This is a genomic window from Paraburkholderia eburnea (genome assembly GCF_002917095.1).
Taxonomy (GTDB): Bacteria; Pseudomonadota; Gammaproteobacteria; order Burkholderiales; family Burkholderiaceae; genus Paraburkholderia; species Paraburkholderia eburnea.
Map to the genome: position 1 here is coordinate 720,807 of NZ_PQGA01000001.1, position 16,516 is coordinate 737,322.

At 64.3% G+C, this 16,516-nt stretch carries 15 protein-coding genes; 8 read left to right on the forward strand and 7 right to left on the reverse strand.

All coding sequences use genetic code 11. The annotated features are described in order from the left end of the window. The first annotated feature begins 2 nt into the window (after positions 1–2). Positions 3–1,088, forward strand: a complete 1,086-nt coding sequence (hisC, locus tag B0G62_RS03170) for a histidinol-phosphate transaminase (RefSeq protein ID WP_103702409.1) — start codon at positions 3–5, stop codon at positions 1,086–1,088. A gap of 72 nt (positions 1,089–1,160) precedes the next feature. Here the strand turns inward: hisC and B0G62_RS03175 are convergent, their stop codons facing one another. The 3 genes from B0G62_RS03175 to rsmD form a co-directional block, all read right to left on the reverse strand. After that, positions 1,161–1,418 (reverse strand): YfhL family 4Fe-4S dicluster ferredoxin, encoded by a 258-nt coding sequence (locus B0G62_RS03175; protein WP_103702411.1) that lies wholly within the window; start codon positions 1,416–1,418, stop codon positions 1,161–1,163. A gap of 74 nt (positions 1,419–1,492) precedes the next feature. Beyond that, positions 1,493–1,993 (reverse strand): pantetheine-phosphate adenylyltransferase, encoded by a 501-nt coding sequence (coaD, locus tag B0G62_RS03180; RefSeq protein WP_103702413.1) that lies wholly within the window; start codon positions 1,991–1,993, stop codon positions 1,493–1,495. Between the two features lie 114 nt (positions 1,994–2,107). Further along, a complete protein-coding gene (gene rsmD / locus B0G62_RS03185; RefSeq protein WP_103702415.1) occupies positions 2,108–2,803 on the reverse strand; it encodes a 16S rRNA (guanine(966)-N(2))-methyltransferase RsmD in 696 nt (231 codons plus the stop codon). 257 nt (positions 2,804–3,060) lie between these two features. On the opposite strand from rsmD, the gene ftsY reads away from it, so the two are divergent. Then, on the forward strand, positions 3,061–4,194 hold the full coding sequence (ftsY, locus tag B0G62_RS03190; protein ID WP_103702417.1) for a signal recognition particle-docking protein FtsY: 1,134 nt from the start codon (positions 3,061–3,063) through the stop codon (positions 4,192–4,194). Positions 4,195–4,302: 108 nt separating this feature from the next. Here the strand turns inward: ftsY and maiA are convergent, their stop codons facing one another. Then, positions 4,303–4,950 (reverse strand): maleylacetoacetate isomerase, encoded by a 648-nt coding sequence (maiA, locus tag B0G62_RS03195; protein WP_103702418.1) that lies wholly within the window; start codon positions 4,948–4,950, stop codon positions 4,303–4,305. 27 nt (positions 4,951–4,977) lie between these two features. After that, positions 4,978–5,676, reverse strand: a complete 699-nt coding sequence (locus B0G62_RS03200; protein ID WP_103702420.1) for a fumarylacetoacetate hydrolase family protein — start codon at positions 5,674–5,676, stop codon at positions 4,978–4,980. 287 nt (positions 5,677–5,963) lie between these two features. On the opposite strand from B0G62_RS03200, the gene ybiB reads away from it, so the two are divergent. Both ybiB and leuA read left to right on the forward strand, forming a co-directional pair. Further along, positions 5,964–6,935, forward strand: coding sequence for a DNA-binding protein YbiB (gene ybiB / locus B0G62_RS03205; protein WP_103702421.1), 972 nt, complete (start codon positions 5,964–5,966; stop codon positions 6,933–6,935). Between the two features lie 584 nt (positions 6,936–7,519). Further along, the gene (leuA, locus tag B0G62_RS03215; protein ID WP_103702425.1) at positions 7,520–9,166 is read left to right on the forward strand and encodes a 2-isopropylmalate synthase; all 1,647 of its coding nucleotides are present in this window, start codon (positions 7,520–7,522) and stop codon (positions 9,164–9,166) included. A gap of 143 nt (positions 9,167–9,309) precedes the next feature. Here leuA and B0G62_RS03220 read toward each other — a convergent pair whose 3' ends face one another. Next, complete coding sequence (locus B0G62_RS03220) at positions 9,310–9,693, reverse strand: nuclear transport factor 2 family protein (RefSeq protein ID WP_027815699.1); 384 nt, start codon at positions 9,691–9,693, stop codon at positions 9,310–9,312. 610 nt (positions 9,694–10,303) lie between these two features. Between B0G62_RS03220 and rpoH the strand changes: the two genes are divergently transcribed. The 4 genes from rpoH (at position 10,304) to cydB (ending at position 14,612) form a co-directional block, all read left to right on the forward strand. Further along, complete coding sequence (gene rpoH, locus B0G62_RS03225) at positions 10,304–11,245, forward strand: RNA polymerase sigma factor RpoH (protein WP_103702427.1); 942 nt, start codon at positions 10,304–10,306, stop codon at positions 11,243–11,245. 335 nt (positions 11,246–11,580) lie between these two features. Next, positions 11,581–11,868 (forward strand): cytochrome oxidase putative small subunit CydP, encoded by a 288-nt coding sequence (gene cydP / locus B0G62_RS03230; RefSeq protein ID WP_103702429.1) that lies wholly within the window; start codon positions 11,581–11,583, stop codon positions 11,866–11,868. Further along, positions 11,858–13,444 (forward strand): cytochrome ubiquinol oxidase subunit I, encoded by a 1,587-nt coding sequence (locus B0G62_RS03235; RefSeq protein WP_103702431.1) that lies wholly within the window; start codon positions 11,858–11,860, stop codon positions 13,442–13,444. The genes cydP and B0G62_RS03235 overlap by 11 nt, the downstream gene beginning before the upstream one ends. A gap of 31 nt (positions 13,445–13,475) precedes the next feature. Continuing rightward, on the forward strand, positions 13,476–14,612 hold the full coding sequence (gene cydB, locus B0G62_RS03240; protein WP_103702433.1) for a cytochrome d ubiquinol oxidase subunit II: 1,137 nt from the start codon (positions 13,476–13,478) through the stop codon (positions 14,610–14,612). A gap of 69 nt (positions 14,613–14,681) precedes the next feature. On the opposite strand, the gene nagE is transcribed toward cydB, so the two are convergent. Then, the gene (gene nagE / locus B0G62_RS03245; protein ID WP_103702435.1) at positions 14,682–16,424 is read right to left on the reverse strand and encodes an N-acetylglucosamine-specific PTS transporter subunit IIBC; all 1,743 of its coding nucleotides are present in this window, start codon (positions 16,422–16,424) and stop codon (positions 14,682–14,684) included. Positions 16,425–16,516: the final 92 nt, after the last annotated feature.

Here is a 16,516-nt window from a genome sequence, read left to right on the forward strand (position 1 = left end):
TCTTGAGTCGTTTCTGGAGTGACATCGTCCACCGTCTCGTGCCCTACGTGCCCGGCGAACAGCCGGCGCTCGCGCATCCGGTGAAGCTGAACACCAACGAGAACCCCTACCCGCCCTCGCCGCGCGTGCTCGACGCGATCCGCGCGGAACTGGCCGGCGCGGACGGCAGCGGCGAATCGCTGCGCCGTTATCCCGATCCGCTCGCGAAGGCCCTGCGCGCCACGGTGGCCGCGCATCACGGCTTGCGCCCGGACCAGGTGTTCGTGGGCAACGGTTCCGACGAAGTGCTCGCGCACGCATTCCAGGCGCTGCTCAAGCACGACAAGCCGATTCTCTTTCCCGACATCAGCTACAGCTTCTATCCGACCTACGCGCGCCTGTACGAGGTCGAGTTCAACACGGTGCCGCTCGACGATCGCTTCGAGATCCGCGTGGACGATTACCTCGCGCAAAACACGCCGAACGGCGGCGTGATCTTCCCGAACCCGAACGCGCCCACCGGCCACGTTCTGCCGCTCGCGGAAGTCGAGCGCCTGATCGCGGGCAATCCGGATTCGGTCGTGATCGTCGATGAGGCGTATGTGGATTTCGGCGCGCAATCGGCCATTGCGCTGATCGACCGCTATCCGAACCTGCTGGTCGTACACACGACGTCGAAGTCGCGCTCGCTCGCGGGCATGCGCGTGGGCTTCGCGTTCGGCCACGCCGATCTGATCCAGGCGCTAAACCGCGTGAAGGACAGCTTCAACTCGTATCCGCTCGACCGCCTCGCCCAGGCGGCAGCCGCCGCTGCCTATGCCGATGTCGACTACTTCGAAGCGACCTGCGCGCGCGTGATTGCGAGCCGCACGCGCCTCACGGCGTCGCTCGAAGCGCTGGGCTTCGAGGTCGTGCCATCGGCGGCGAACTTCGTGTTCGCGAAACATCCGGCACACGACGCGGCGGACATTTCGGCGAAGCTACGCGCACAGGAAATCTTCGTGCGCCATTTCAACGCGCCGCGCATCAACCAGCATCTGCGCATCTCGATCGGCACCGACGCCGAATGCGACACGCTCGTCGCCGCGCTCAAGGCAATCGTCGGCTGACTTTGGGTGGCGTGCATCAGGCCATAAAAAAACGCGCCCTCGGGCGCGTTTTTGTTTGCGGTGCGGCGGCTTTCAGGCGTTCTTCGCCGCCGTCAGCGTCTCGTACTTCTGCAGCAGTTGCTCTTGCGTTTCGAGGTGCTCGGGATTCTTCGGGATGCACTCCACCGGACACACCTGGATGCACTGCGGCTCGTCGAAATGGCCGACGCATTCGGTGCACTTGTTCGGGTCGATCACGTAGATTTCCGGGCCCATCGAGATCGCGTCGTTCGGGCACTCTGGCTCGCAGACGTCGCAATTGATGCACTCGTCGGTAATCATCAGGGCCATACTTCTCTCGCTTTTCCCTTCAAAAACAATACATTATAGCGTCACGCCCCCGCGTTTGCCGACCCGCGAAAGCCTCAGGGCTTCGCCGCGCTGTTAAGCGCCGAAACCTTGTCCTGAAGACGCTTTTCCACCGAAGGAAACACGAACTTGCTGACATCGCCGCCCAACTGGGCGATTTCGCGCACGATCGTTCCCGAAATGAACTGGTATTGATCCGACGGCGTCATGAACATCGTCTCGACATCCGGCAACAGATAACGGTTCATGCCCGCCATCTGAAACTCGTACTCGAAATCTGAGACCGCGCGCAGGCCGCGCACGATCACGCGCGCGTTGTTGCTGCGCACAAAATCCTTGAGCAGCCCTTTGAAACTCATTACCTGCACGTTCGGGTAATGGCCTAGCACCTCGTGGGCAATTTCGAGCCGCTCGTCGAGCGTGAAGAACGGCTTCTTGTTGCGGCTGTCGGCCACGCCGACCACCAGCGTGTCGAAAATGCTCGACGCGCGCCGCACGAGATCTTCGTGACCGCGCGTGAGCGGATCGAACGTACCGGGGTACACGGCGACTACCATGAGGCTTCTCCTCTCTCAACAGAAATGGGGCGCATTGCCACGCCTGGTTACGGCATGCGCGATTTGCCTGCGTGACACCGGATGGCGCCCGCCCGCTTCGTTATCGAACGCGCATTATTCCTCATTTTCGCGCTGCAGCAAATGATAGCGAACCGCCCCCGCCTTACCCTCGCGCACCACGCTCCAGCCCGCCAGCGCGGGCTGCGCGGCCGGGTCGACCGGTTCGCCGGATTCCACGTAGAGCCAGCCGTCGGGCGCGACGAGCGGGGCGGCCAGTTCGAGCGAGCGCACGAGCAGCGCGTTGTCGCCAAACGGCGGGTCGAGGAACACCACGTCGAACGAGCCTGGCGCCAGGTTCGCGGCGAGGCGCAGCGCGTCGGCTTCCGCGATCTCGATCATGCGTGCGCCCAGCCGCGTCTGGTTGGCGCGCAACTGGGCGACCGCTTTCGCGCTGCGCTCGACCATCACGACGCGGGCCGCGCCGCGCGACGCGGCCTCAAAGCCGAGCGCGCCGCTGCCCGCGAACAGATCCAGGCAACGCTGACCGTCGAGGCGCTGGCCGAGCCAGTTGAACAGGGTCTCACGCACGCGATCGGGCGTGGGGCGCAGACCGTCGAGGTTGAGCACCGGCAGCGGCGTGCGCTTCCAGTCGCCGCCGATGATGCGGATCGTGTGCGTGCCGCCTGCAGCGGACCTGGTGACGGGTTTAGAAGCGGGCTTAGAAGCGGGTTTAGAAGCAGGCTTCGCTGCGGGCTGCGCACCGTGAGCCGGGCGGGCGCCTTGTGGGCGCGGGGAGGATGAACGGGCCATGCGGGTCGGACTGAATGAATGGATGCGGTTGGGCGCGCTTGTGCGCCTTTGCGCGAACGTTACCACAGGGGCACGCGAACGCCGCAGCGCGGCTCGCGCCTCGAACACCGCAGAAGCCGCGCACGCTCCGGGCCCGTCGCGGCGACGCACCCGGGGCCGCCTGATAAAATGCTGTGTTTTCCAGGCGTTGCCCGCATCTTCGCCGTCGATGACCGTCCCTCGGTCAGACCCGCAACGCGACCCCACCACACCAGATCATGTTCAGTTTCTTCAAACGACTCCGGGGCTCGAAGGGCGCCGGAAACGACGCAGCCGAAGCCGCGCAGGACGAAGCGCTCGATGCCGATGAGGCGCTCGATACGCCGCAAGCGCCCGCAGCCGCCGAGCCAGCCACACCCGTACGCACCGCGACACCGCAGGCCAGTGCAATCGACGACAGCGAATTCGACCGCGTCGAAATCGTCCCGCCGCCCGCTCCCGACGCCAGCGCCAGGCAATCCTGGCTCTCGCGCCTGCGCTCGGGCTTGTCGAAGACCGGTTCGAATATCCAGAGCATCTTCGTCAACGCGAAGATCGACGACGATCTCTACGAAGAGCTGGAAACGGCGCTGCTGATGTCCGACGCGGGCGTGGACGCCACCGAGTATCTGCTCGAAGCACTGCGCCAGAAGGTGCGCGCCGAACGCCTGACCGACCCGCAACAGGTGAAAACCGCGCTGCGCCAGTTGCTCATCGACCTGCTCAAGCCGCTTGAGCGTTCGCTCATGCTGGGCCGCGCGCAGCCGCTCGTGATGATGATCGCGGGCGTCAACGGCGCGGGCAAGACCACCAGCATCGGCAAGCTCGCCAAGCATCTGCAAAGTTTCGACCAGAGCGTGCTGCTGGCCGCCGGCGACACCTTCCGCGCCGCCGCGCGCGAGCAGCTGACGATCTGGGGCGAGCGCAACAACGTGACGGTCGTGCAGCAGGAAAGCGGCGACCCGGCCGCGGTGATCTTCGACGCCGTCAACGCGGCGCGCGCGCGCGGCATCAACGTCGTGATGGCCGATACGGCCGGCCGCCTGCCGACGCAGTTGCACCTGATGGACGAGTTGAAGAAGGTCAAGCGCGTGATCGGCAAGGCCTTCGATGGCGCGCCGCATGAAGTGCTGCTGGTGATCGACGCCAACACGGGCCAGAACGCGCTGACCCAGGTGAAGGCTTTCGACGATGCGCTGGGCCTCACGGGTCTCATCGTCACCAAGCTCGACGGCACGGCGAAGGGCGGCATTCTGGCGGCGATCGCGCGCCAACGCCCGGTGCCGGTGTATTTCATCGGCGTGGGCGAAAGGGTCGAGGATCTGCAGCCGTTCGTCGCCGAGGAATTCGCGGATGCGCTGCTCGGCAGCTAGATCCGCTGCGCGATTGTGCTGAAACCGCTGAAAAGCGCCGAAAAAACGCAAAGGGCGCCGTTCTCACGAACGGCGCCCTTTTTACTTCGATCTCACGCGAAAGATCGCTTATTCCGCATCCGGCTGTGCGCCCGGCGCCGCGCGCGCGAACGCGTCGAGCTGGGCGGCGTAGTCGCAGATACGCTGGATCGTCGGGTAGCGCGTCGTGTCGATCTTGAAGCGGTTCGCGTTGAACACCTGCGGCACGAGGCATAGATCGGCAATCGTCGGCGTGTCGCCAAAGCAGAGCTTGCCCGTGCGCGGGTCGTTCGCGAGCCGTTCTTCCAGCGTCGCGAAGCCGTTCTCGATCCAGTGCCGATACCACGCGTCCTTGGCCGCATCGTCCACGCCCAGCGTGTGCTTGAGGTACTTCAGCACGCGCAGATTGTCGATCGGGTGGATTTCGCACGCGACCTGGAGCGCGAGCGAGCGCACGTGCGCGCGGTCGGCGGGCGACTTCGGCAGCAGCGGCGGCTCGGGGTGCGTCTCCTCGATGTATTCGATGATCGCGAGCGATTGCTGGATCGCGCGGTTGTCGTCGTCGATGAGCGTCGGCACGATCGCATCGGGATTGATCTTGCGGTACTCGGGCTTCAGTTGCTCGCCGCCCTCGCGCACCAGATGCACCGGCACGTACTCATAGGGCAGATTCTTCAGATTCAGCGCAATACGCACGCGATACGAGGCCGAACTGCGGAAATAGCTGTAAAGCTTCATGCTCCTCTCATGCTCCTGTCTAATTTTTTAGACCACGCGCACGGCGAATTCGCCCAGGCCGTCCACGCCGCCCGTCATGACATCGCCGCGCTTGATCGCGCCCACGCCTTCGGGCGTGCCCGTGTAGATCAGGTCGCCGGCCTTCAGCTCGAACAGCGTTGAAAGGAACGCGATCGTGTCGGCAACCGGCCAGATCAGCTGCGAAATGTCCGAGCGCTGCTTTTCTTCGCCATTCACCTCCAGCCAGATCGCGCCCTTCGCGATCTGGCCCACTTTCGCGACCGGATGAATCGGGCCGATGGGCGCCGAATGATCGAAGCCCTTCGCCGTGTCCCAAGGACGGCCGAGCTTTTTCGCTTCGGCCTGCAGATCGCGGCGCGTCATGTCGAGACCGAGCGCATAGCCAAACACGTGATCGAGCGCGCTTTCGACGGGGATGTTCTTGCCACCCTTGCCGATCGCCGCAACGAGTTCCATCTCGAAATGCACGTTCTGCGATTGATCCGGATACGGGAATTCCGCCGTTGCGCCGGGCGCGACGTAGAGCACGGCGTCGGCGGGCTTGGCGAAGAAGAACGGCGGTTCGCGGTTGGGATCGTGGCCCATCTCGCGCGCATGCGCCTCGTAATTGCGGCCAACACAGTAGATGCGGCGCACCGGAAAGCGCGCATCGCTGCCGGCAACCGGCACGGCGGCGAGCGGCGCCGGATCGAATACGTAAGTCATCGAAATCTCCGTCTTCTTGATGATGCCTGGACGCCAACGAGGGAATCGCGCGAGCGCCAAGGCGCAGCATACGAGTGTAACGCGCAGCGGCGCGCGGGCGGCAACACGCAACGGCAACGCCGATGACAGCGCATGACAGGCAGGGAAGAAGCGGCGGCGACGCTGCTGCGGTCGTTCCCGCCCCTACTGCGTCGGGCCTGGCCGCGCGGCTCGTGCGATACTTCCTTCATCCCCTACATCCCCATTGAACGGAGCAGCGCACCGCTCGGCTCCGCACTCACGCCGCCATGAACGCCCCCGCCTCCCCCGAATCGACCGAGACCTTCTCCTGCGCCCGCTTCATCAAGGAAATCGGCCGCGGACCGCATGGTGCGCGCTCGCTGTCGCCCGAAGACACGCACGCGCTCTACGCGGCCATGCTCGACGGCCGGGTGCCCGAACTCGAACTCGGCGCGGTGTTGCTCGCCTATCGCCTGAAGGGCGAAACCGCCGAGGAACTGGCCGCGATGCTCGCGGCCGCCCATGCGTCGTTCGCGCCGCTCGTCGTGGCCGATGGCGCGTACCGGCCGGTATCGATTCCGAGCTACAACGGCGCGCGCAAGCAGCCGAACCTCGTGCCGCTGCTCGCGCTGCTGCTCGCGCGCGAAGGCGTGCCGACGCTGGTGCACGGCGTCGTCACCGACCCGGGCCGCGTCACGAGCGCCGAAATCTTCGCGGCGCTGAACCGTCCCGCCGTGCACGATCACGCCGAAATCGAGGCGCAACTCGCCGAGCGCAACGTGGCGTTCGCGCCCATCGAAACGCTCGCGCCTCAGGTCGCGCGGCTGCTCTCGCTACGCCGGCGCATGGGCGTGCGCAACTCCACGCACACGCTGGTGAAATTGCTCCAGCCGTTCGAGCAGCCGGGCCTGCGCCTGGTGAATTACACGCATCCGCCCTATCGCGATAGCCTGAGCGCACTGTTCGCGGCGCATCCGGATGCGGCGGTCGGCGGCGCATTGCTCGCGCGCGGCACCGAAGGCGAAGCGGTCGCCGATACGCGCCGCCAGGTGCAGGTCGACTGGCTGCACGACGGCATCTGCGAAACGCTGATCGAGCCGGAGCGCTCGTCGCCCGATGCGCCCGAAGTGGATCTGCCGGAAGGCCGCGACGCGGCCACGACCTCGGCGTGGATCGAAGCGGTGCTGCGCGGCGAAGCCCCGGTGCCCGACGCCATCGCGCGTCAGATCGAGACGGTCAAGCGCATCGCGAAACGCTGAACGTCTGTCAGGCAAACGGGCCGCCCAACTCGCCGAAAGCCGTGCGGGGCGGGCGCCTCGAGCAATGCGCTCAGGCGCATCGGCGCGCTTCGTCGGCCATCTTCAGGCATCTTCGCGCCGAAAATCTGCGAATTCTTTGTTGACACATGCATCCGCCCTGATTTACATTGGACGAATGCGTTCCTTCCCGAACACCCTCCGCATTGCCCACGGCCTACTATCGGCCCTATCGCTACGCCTAGCCTAAAGCTGGTGTAGCGCCGCAACGACCCCCTCTCCGGTCACCGCGGTCCTCCCAAAGCAGTTCTCGCAGTACCCCAAATCCGCTGTATCTCTACAACCTGTCGTCTGCATTCGTCCGCTTATCGTTCGGACGAGTCGCGAGGTCAAAATGCACGTTGCATGGGCATCGTTCACGTCCGCTTTCGCCGCGCCGGCTACCGCCGTCACCGTGGCCGTCTTCTTCGCGTCCGCGGTTGCCGCCCGTACGCATGAAGTTTCGCGCATCGTGCTCCGTCGCCAGCCCGCCAACCGCCCGCTGCCGACCGCCATCGCAAACGACACCATGAAGAACGAGGCTCGTCATGTTGCGTAATCCCGCCGAGAAGTATCGCCCCTTCCCCGCCATCCGTTTGAACGGCCGCAAATGGCCGACGCGCACGGTCGAGCGCGCGCCGATCTGGATGAGCACCGATCTGCGCGACGGCAACCAGTCGCTGATCGAGCCGATGAGCATCGAGCAGAAAACCGAGTTTTTCGAAATGCTCGTCGCGATCGGCTTCAAGGAAATCGAAGTCGGCTTTCCGTCCGCGTCGCAGACCGACTTTGATTTCGTGCGCAAGCTGATCGACGAAAAGCGCATTCCCGAGGACGTGACCATCGAAGTGCTCGTGCAGTCGCGTGAAGAACTGATCGCGCGCACCTTCGAGGCGCTCGAAGGCGTGCCGCGCGCCATCGTCCACCTCTACAACGCGATCTGCCCGTCGTTCCGCAAGATCGTGTTCGGTCAGTCGAAGGATCAGGTCAAGGCGCTCGCCGTCGAAGGCACGCGCATTATCCGCGAACACGCCGATAAAAATCCGCAAACGCACTGGATTTACCAGTATTCGCCCGAAACCTTCAGTATGACGGAGCTGACTTTCGCGCGCGAAGTCTGCGATGCGGTGGCCCAGACGTGGCGCCCGACTCGCGATCACAAGATGATCGTGAATCTTCCGGCGACCGTCGAAGCGGCGATGCCCAACGTCTACGCCGACCAGATCGAGTGGATGGATCGCAACCTCGCGTATCGCGACAGCATCGTGCTTTCGGTGCATCCGCATAACGACCGCGGCACCGCCGTGGCCGCCGCCGAAATGGCGTTGCTCGCGGGCGCGGATCGCATCGAAGGCTGCCTGTTCGGCAATGGCGAGCGCACCGGCAACGTCGATCTCGTCACGCTCGCGATGAACCTCTACACCCAGGGCATCGATCCGGGCCTCGACTTTTCCGATATCGACGCGGTGCGCCGCCTGGTCGAGCGCTGCAATCAGCTTCCCGTGCATCCGCGCCATCCGTATGCAGGCGACCTCGTGTTCACGGCGTTCTCGGGTTCCCATCAGGACGCGATCCGCAAGGGCCTGGCCGTGCAGCAGCCGGACGCCGTGTGGGAAGTGCCGTATCTCCCGATCGATCCCGCCGATCTGGGCCGTAGCTACGACGCGGTGATCCGCGTGAACAGCCAGTCGGGCAAGGGCGGCGCGACGTATCTGCTCGAACGCGGCATGGGATTCACGCCGCCGCGCCGTGTGCAGATCGAATTTAGCCATGCCGTGCAGACGGTCACGGATACCTCCGGCGAGGAAATCACGGGCGAGGCCATCTGCGCGCTGTTTGCGAGCGAGTACTTCGAAACGCAAGGGCCGGCGCAACAGGTTGGTGCGGGCCGCGTGCGCTTCGAGGGCCGCGATGTCGCGCTGCCCGCAGCCGCCGCTATCGACGAAGCGCATGCACAGGCGGTCGCGGCGGCGATTGCGGCGGCGGCGGACGAAAGCATCGAGATCACTTCATATGAAACCGCGCGCACGGCGCCAGGCGGCACGGCGGTGTTCGTCGGCGCGCGCGTGGGCGGCCAGGCGCTGCGGCACGGCGTGGGCGTCGCGGACGACGCCGCTCAGGCGGTCGTGGCTGCTGTAGTCAGCGCGGTCAATCGCGCGGCATGGACGCAGATCGATCGCCGCGTGGCGGCCTGATCGAGCTGAATCGGATCAAGAGTTTGAAGCAGCAGTAATTGCAGTAAAGGAGGCGGCGCCGTTGAGCGCCGGCGGCATAACGGGCCGCTGGCGTGCGCCCGATCCGCTTAACTGGCGGAATCGGCGAGTGGACTTACCGGTCGTCACTCGATCGCGCAACGCGTCGCCTGCCACGCAACCAGACGCCAGTGGCCATCCTCCTGGGTCTGGATCGCCGTGTAGGCAATGGGATAGAGCAGCGCGCCGTTGTTCGCTTCCATTTCGATCAGCGCGCGGCCCGAGATCAGGCAGGTCTCGCGGCCGACGGGCAACACGTCCTGCGACTGGATCTCGATCTGGCGATAACGGCGGCGGCCCGCCGTGATCGCATCGATGAACTGCTGCTTGGTCTCGCGCTTGCCGTTCGTGTGCACGAACGTCGCGCTATCCGAAAGAAGCTGCTCCAGCGACGAACCGTCACCGTCCACCATCGCGCGGAACCGCTCGCGCTCCAGCCCGCGAATCGCATCGATTACTTTTGCCGCCATTGCTCAAGCCCCTTTTGCACGCGAGTGAGCATCATTGCGCCGACTCGCACTGAAGATTTAGCGCACGCGCATCGCTGAAATCTATACCAGGATTTCGCGCAAGGATACTTGCGATCAAAGCGAGCGCCCCCATATGAGTACGCAAGCGCACACGCGCACAACGAAAGCGCGCCGGTATGTCGCAGGGCCGCACTTTCAGACCGTTCCGATGTCTATTGAATGCGTCTTCGGATAAAAAATCGGGCCTGATTTAAAGGCCGGATTTAAGTCCCGATTAAGACCGCATTGCTACGATAAGAATCGTGGCAACCATCACTTCGAAGCCCCGTTATTCCAGCCCTTTTTCTTCATCGCTTCCCTGCTGGAAGCGGTCTTGTTCTAGAGTCTTTCTTCGGCTCGCCGGTGTGGGCGGGCCAGTCCGGGTCGCAAGCCCCGCCCAGCTTGCCTGCCAGCATTTACGTCGAAATCTATTGAAACAAATTTTCGATAGGACAGGCGGAACCATGAAGCCCCTACAGACTCCAAGTATTAGCACTCGCTGTTTCAGAGTGCTAACATCCACCGTGGAGTCGCAGTCTGACTTTTGCAAGATTCCTGAGGAGTTCGCTACGTGAGCAACGCAATGACCATGACCCTTCCGAATATGCTTAGCCCGTCGTCGGCCAAGGCCGGGGGTTCGGGTGTACTGGCGCTCGCGAACGCTTCCATGCTGCCCGGCCAACTGGGCAACATCGACGCCTACATTCAGGCCGTGAACCGGATCCCGATGTTGACGCCGCAAGAGGAGCGCCAGTTCGCGACCGAGTTCCGCGAGCAAAACAATCTTGAAGGCGCGCGCCGCCTGGTGCTGTCGCACCTGCGTCTCGTCGTCTCGATTGCGCGCAATTATCTGGGCTACGGCCTGCCGCACGCCGACCTGATCCAGGAAGGCAACATTGGCCTGATGAAGGCCGTGAAGCGCTTCGACCCGGAGCAGAACGTACGTCTGGTGTCGTACGCCATGCACTGGATCAAGGCCGAAATCCATGAATACATCCTGCGCAACTGGCGCATGGTGAAGGTCGCGACGACCAAGGCGCAACGCAAGCTGTTCTTCAACCTGCGCAGCCACAAGCAGGGCCTGCAGTCGTTCACGCCGGAAGAGATCGAAGGCCTCGCGCAGGAACTGAACGTCAAGCGCGAAGAAGTCGTCGAGATGGAAACGCGTCTGTCGGGTGCCGACATCGCGCTCGAAAGCCAGAATGACGACGGCGAAGAATCGTTCGCGCCGATCGCCTGGCTGGCCGACTCGCATAACGAGCCGAGCGCCGTGCTGGCCGCCCGTTCGCGCGACCGTCTGCAGTCCGACGGCATCGCCAGTGCGCTTGAAGCGCTCGACGCGCGCAGCCGCCGCATCATCGAGGCACGCTGGCTGAACGTCGAGGACGACGGATCGGGCGGCTCGACGCTGCATGACCTGGCCGACGAATTCGGCGTGTCCGCCGAGCGCATCCGTCAGATCGAAGCAAGCGCGATGAAGAAGATGCGCACCGCGCTGGCCGAGTATGCCTGACGCACCTCTGATGCATTGACGGTCTGATCCGTCACGGCAAAGCCCCGCTCCCACCGAGCGGGGCTTTTTCTTTGGTGCGCGCTTCACGACCCTCCGCGCACAATTTCGCACCGCAGATTTCCGTTCCCTCATAAGATATTTTCACGACGATGGCGCCCCGATCAGGCAAAGGCGCCACGCTTCCTGACATTCGACCGGTCAATCTGACCTATAACATTAAGGTCGCGATGCTTTAGTAGTGCCAAGTCATAAAAAGGAGAGCCGGGCAAGCGCAATCGGAATCATCCCGATGCGCGGCTCCGCAAACAGGACACAGCAAGGAGCCATCCGTCGCCATGCTTTCCACCTCCGGCCAGTCTCGACGCGCTCGCGCCCTGCCCGGCGCGCGCATCCTCCGGTGGGCGCGCGGCCCGACTTTCGCCCGCGACATCGCACTTGTCCTCGCCTTCAAACTCCTGCTGCTGGTGGCGCTGAAATACGCGTTCTTCAATCACCCGCAAGCCGAAAACATGACCATGCGGCCCGCCGACGTCGCACAGGCAATCCTGTCCGTGCCTGCTGCTACAGCGACGACAACCGCAACCGCGCCGAACGTGGAACAAGGGGACCGCCATGCCCATTAGCGAAACCGTCGATCTCTCGCGCCTGCAATTCGGCGTCACCGCGCTCTACCACTTCCTGTTCGTGCCGCTCACGCTCGGGCTCTCGTGGCTGCTCGTCATCATGGAGTCGGTCTACGTGATGACCGGCAAACAGATCTACAAGGACATGACGCAGTTCTGGGGCAAGCTCTTCGCGATCAACTTCGTGATGGGCGTCACCACGGGCCTCACGATGGAGTTCCAGTTCGGCACCAACTGGTCTTACTACTCGCATTACGTGGGCGACATCTTCGGGGTGCCGCTCGCCGTGGAAGGGCTGGCCGCGTTCTTCCTCGAATCGACCTTCGTGGGCCTGTTTTTCTTCGGCTGGAACCGCATGACGAAGGGCGGCCATCTGATCACGACGTTCTTCGTCGCGCTCGGCTCGAATCTGTCGGCGCTGTGGATTCTGATCGCCAATGGCTGGATGCAGAACCCGGTGGGCGCGTCGTTCAACTACGAAACCATGCGCATGGAACTGACGAGCCTGTTCCAGGTGATCTTCAATCCCGTCGCGCAGGTGAAGTTCGTACATACGGTATCGGCGGGTTATGTCACGGCGTCGATGTTCGTGCTCGGCATTTCATCGTGGTATCTGCTGCGCCGCCGCGACACCGAATTCGCGCTGCGCTCCTTCGCGATCGCCGCGGGTTTTGGCCTCGCGTCCACGCTCTGCGTGATCGTGCTCGGCGACGAATCGGGCTACCGCACAGGTGAAGTGCAGCAGATCAAGCTCGCCGCCATCGAGGCCGAATGGGACACCGCCCCCGCGCCCGCGCCGTTCACGCTGTTCGGCATCCCTAACCAGCAGGAAGAGCGCACCGACTACGCGATCCGTATTCCGTATCTCATGGGCATCATCGCGACGCGCTCGATCGACGAGCCGGTAATCGGCTTGCGCGATCTGATGGGCCGCGCCGAAGTGCGCATCCAGAACGGCATGCTTGCCTATGCCGCGCTGCAAAAGATGAAGCGAGGCGATGCCGACAACGACACGCGCGCCGTCTTCGACGCGCATAAGGCCGATCTGGGCTACGGCCTGCTGGTGAAGCAGTTCGCACCCAATGTGGTCGACGCCACGCCCGCGCAGATCAAGGCGGCCGCCAGACACTCGATCCCGCCCGTCGCGCCCGTGTTCTGGTCGTTTCGCGTGATGGTGGGTCTGGGCATGCTGTTCCTCGCGACCTTCGTGCTGGCGTTCTGGTTCTGCGCACAGCGCTCGCTGCTCAAGGCGAACCGCCGCTGGTTCCTCAACTGGGTGGTCTGGGCGATTCCGCTGCCGTGGCTCGCCGCCGAATTCGGCTGGGTCGTCGCCGAGCTGGGCCGCCAGCCGTGGACCATCGCCGAGGTGCTGCCCACGCATCTGTCGGCGTCGAGCCTCGCGCCCGGCGATGTCTGGCTTAGCCTCGCGGGTTTCGTGGTGTTCTACACGGCGCTCTTCGTCATCGAGATCACGCTGATGTTCAAGTACGCGCGCCTGGGGCCGTCCGCGCTGCATACGGGCCGCTATTTCCACGAGCAGTCGGCCGCGGTGCCCAGCAGCAACCGCATCGCGTGACGCGCGCCAACGCCACACAAGGAACCACACCATGGACTACGCAACGCTCAAAGTGATCTGGTGGGTGCTGATCGGCGTGCTTCTGATCGGCTTTTCGCTCACCGACGGCTTCGACATGGGCGCCGCCGTGCTGCTGCCCTTCATCGGCAAGACCGACGCCGAGCGCCGCATCGTCATCAACACGGTCGGCGCGACGTGGGAAGGCAATCAGGTCTGGCTCATCACGGCGGGCGGCGCGATGTTCGCCGCCTGGCCGCTAGTCTATGCGGCGTCGTTCTCGGGCTTTTACTTCGCGATGCTACTCGTGCTGTTCGCGCTGTTCTTCCGGCCCGTGGGCTTCGACTATCGCGGCAAGCGCGACAACCCAAAATGGCGCAGCGCGTGGGACTGGGCGCTCTTCATCGGCGGCTTCGTGCCCGCGCTCGTGTTCGGCGTGGCGTTCGGCAATCTGCTCCAGGGCGTGCCGTTCCAGTACGACAGCGACCTGCGCGTGACCTACTACGGCAGCTTCTGGGCGCTGCTCAATCCGTTCGCGCTGATCTGCGGCCTCGTGAGCCTCACGATGCTCACCGCGCACGGCGCGGCATTCGTGAAGATGAAGACCGATGGGGTCGTGGCCGCGCGCGCGTCGAAGGCGCTGCGCATCACGTCGGGCATCGCGGTGGTGCTGTTCATCGTGGCGGGCGCGCTGGTGGCGACGCTGATTGGCGGCTTTGCGATCACCAACCCCGCGCCCTACGACACCGTCGCCAATCCGCTGCTGAAAAGCGTCGAGCCGGGCACGGGACTCTGGATCAGCAACTACGTGCTCTATCCGTGGATGGGCATCGCGCCGATCGCGGGCATCGTGGGCGGCGTGATCGCATTCGCGGTGGCGGGGTCGCGGCTGGAGAAGACGGCGTTTCTCGCCACTTCACTGCTGATCGTCGGCGTGATCCTGACGGCGGGATTTTCGATGTTTCCATTCATCATGCCGTCCTCGCTCGATCCGCGTTCGAGCCTGACCGTGTGGGACTCCACCTCCAGCAAGATGACACTCGAAATCATGCTGGTCGCCGTCATCATCTTCTTGCCGATCGTGCTCGCCTATACGACGTGGGCGTATCGGATCATGCGCGGCAAGGTGACGGTCGAAGCCGTCGAGGACAAGCGCAATTCGCTGTACTGAGCACGGCGGCGCAGCGCGGCAATAAAAAAACCGGCGCGAGCGCCGGTTTTTTCATGAGCAGGTGAGCGCTCAGGCCGATTGCAAGGAAAGCTCGTCGGCGTAACGTTGGGCCGCGTTGCCCACGACGATGTGCAGCGTATCGGTCGACACCCACACCACGTCCAGCGTGCCCAGGCGCGCACGATCGACCGCCGACGGATCGCGCACGATCACGCGCAGACGCGTGGCCGCGATGGCGTCGAGCGAGACGACATTCGCCGTGCCGCCCAGCACCGACAGCCAGCGCGAAGGATCGGGATCGAGCGGACCGGCCTGGTTCGCCGTAGCCGTAGGCGCAGGCGCCGCGCTCGCAACAGCCGCAGCCGCGACCGGGGCTGCAGCCGCCGCAGCAGCCGGACGCCCACTGGCGATTTCACGACGGATTTCGTCGGCGATGATGTCCGCCTCCGGCCCGATGATGACCTGCACGCTTTCACCACCGCGCTTGAGCACGCCGCGCGCGCCGATCGCCTTGAGCGCAGGCTCCGACACATGCGCGGGGTCCACCACGTTCAGACGCAGGCGCGTCGTGCACGCATCGACCACCTTGAGGTTGGCCGCGCCGCCGAGCGCATCGATATAACGCGCAGCACGCGTAGCCGGCGCGCCACCGGCCACCGCCACGCCCGACATCGACGAAGCGATCTCGGTATCACCAGCCGAAGCCTCGCGGCCCGGCGTCGGCAGATTGAAGCGGCGGATGAAGAAGCGGAACAGCCCGTAGTACACGACCGCGTAGACCACGCCGAGCGGAATCGCTTCCCAGCCATGCGTCGACAGCCCGTAGTTCAGGAAGTAGTCGATCGCGCCCGCCGAGAACGTGAAGCCGAGCTTGATGTTCAGCAGCGAGCAGATCGCCAGCGACAGCCCCGTCAGAACCGCGTGGATGCCGTAGAGCACCGGCGCGAGGAACATGAAGGTGAATTCGATCGGCTCGGTCACGCCCGTGAGGAACGAGGTGAGCGCCATCGACAGCAGCAGGCCGCCGACCATCGCACGCTTTTCCTTGGGCGCCTCGTGCAGCATCGCGAGACACGCCGCCGGCAGACCGAACATCATCACCGGGAAGAAGCCGGCCATGAAGCCGCCCGCCGTCGGGTCGCCCGCGAAGAAGCGGTGCAGGTCGCCCGTCACCGGCGCGCCGCCCGCCGGCGTAAAGGTGCCGAACACGAACCACACGAGCGAGTTGAGGATGTGATGCAGCCCCGTCACGAGCAGCAGACGGTTCAGCAGACCATAGACGAAGGTGCCGATCGCGCCCGCCGTGGTGAGCCAGTGGCCGGCCGAATCGATCACGGCCTGCACCGGTCCCCACGCGTAGCCGAATATCACGCCAAGCCCCAGACACACGAGCCCGGTAATGATCGGCACGAAGCGCTTGCCGCCGAAGAACGCCAGGAACTCGGGCAGCTTGATGTCCTTGAAGCGGTTGTACAGCATGCCCGCGACGACCCCGGCCACCACGCCCGACAGCACGCCCATGTTGAGCTTGTCGTTGATGTCCTTCATCACGGCGATTTCGACCAGATAGCCGAGTGCGCCCGCGAGCGCCGCCACGCCGTTATTGTCCTTCGCGAAACCCACGGCGATGCCGATCGCGAACAACAGCGGAAGATTGTCGAAGATCGCGCCGCCCGCGTCGGCGATGATCTTGATGTTGAGCATGTCGCTCTGGCCGAAGCGCAGCAGAATGCCCGCGACGGGCAGAACCGCGATCGGGAGCATCAGCGCGCGGCCGAGGCTCTGAATTTTAAGAAACGGATTGCCATCCATTGAACTGCCTCCAGTCCCTGTCTCTTGCGTGACGTATTGAGGTGAGAGAAGCCGGCGCGCGATCGCTGCGCGCGCCGGTGTGTTGACGACTT

Bases quoted from the DNA above. Each gene is read 5' to 3' on its own strand.
- B0G62_RS03175 (WP_103702411.1), bottom strand. From the start codon at position 1,418: ATGGCCCTGATGATTACCGACGAGTGCATCAATTGCGACGTCTGCGAG.
- coaD (WP_103702413.1), bottom strand. From the start codon at position 1,993: ATGGTAGTCGCCGTGTACCCCGGTACGTTCGATCCGCTCACGCGCGGT.
- rsmD (WP_103702415.1), bottom strand. From the start codon at position 2,803: ATGGCCCGTTCATCCTCCCCGCGCCCACAAGGCGCCCGCCCGGCTCAC.
- ftsY (WP_103702417.1), top strand. From the start codon at position 3,061: ATGTTCAGTTTCTTCAAACGACTCCGGGGCTCGAAGGGCGCCGGAAAC.
- maiA (WP_103702418.1), bottom strand. From the start codon at position 4,950: ATGAAGCTTTACAGCTATTTCCGCAGTTCGGCCTCGTATCGCGTGCGT.
- B0G62_RS03200 (WP_103702420.1), bottom strand. From the start codon at position 5,676: ATGACTTACGTATTCGATCCGGCGCCGCTCGCCGCCGTGCCGGTTGCC.
- ybiB (WP_103702421.1), top strand. From the start codon at position 5,964: ATGAACGCCCCCGCCTCCCCCGAATCGACCGAGACCTTCTCCTGCGCC.
- leuA (WP_103702425.1), top strand. From the start codon at position 7,520: ATGTTGCGTAATCCCGCCGAGAAGTATCGCCCCTTCCCCGCCATCCGT.
- B0G62_RS03220 (WP_027815699.1), bottom strand. From the start codon at position 9,693: ATGGCGGCAAAAGTAATCGATGCGATTCGCGGGCTGGAGCGCGAGCGG.
- cydP (WP_103702429.1), top strand. From the start codon at position 11,581: ATGCTTTCCACCTCCGGCCAGTCTCGACGCGCTCGCGCCCTGCCCGGC.
- B0G62_RS03235 (WP_103702431.1), top strand. From the start codon at position 11,858: ATGCCCATTAGCGAAACCGTCGATCTCTCGCGCCTGCAATTCGGCGTC.
- cydB (WP_103702433.1), top strand. From the start codon at position 13,476: ATGGACTACGCAACGCTCAAAGTGATCTGGTGGGTGCTGATCGGCGTG.
- nagE (WP_103702435.1), bottom strand. From the start codon at position 16,424: ATGGATGGCAATCCGTTTCTTAAAATTCAGAGCCTCGGCCGCGCGCTG.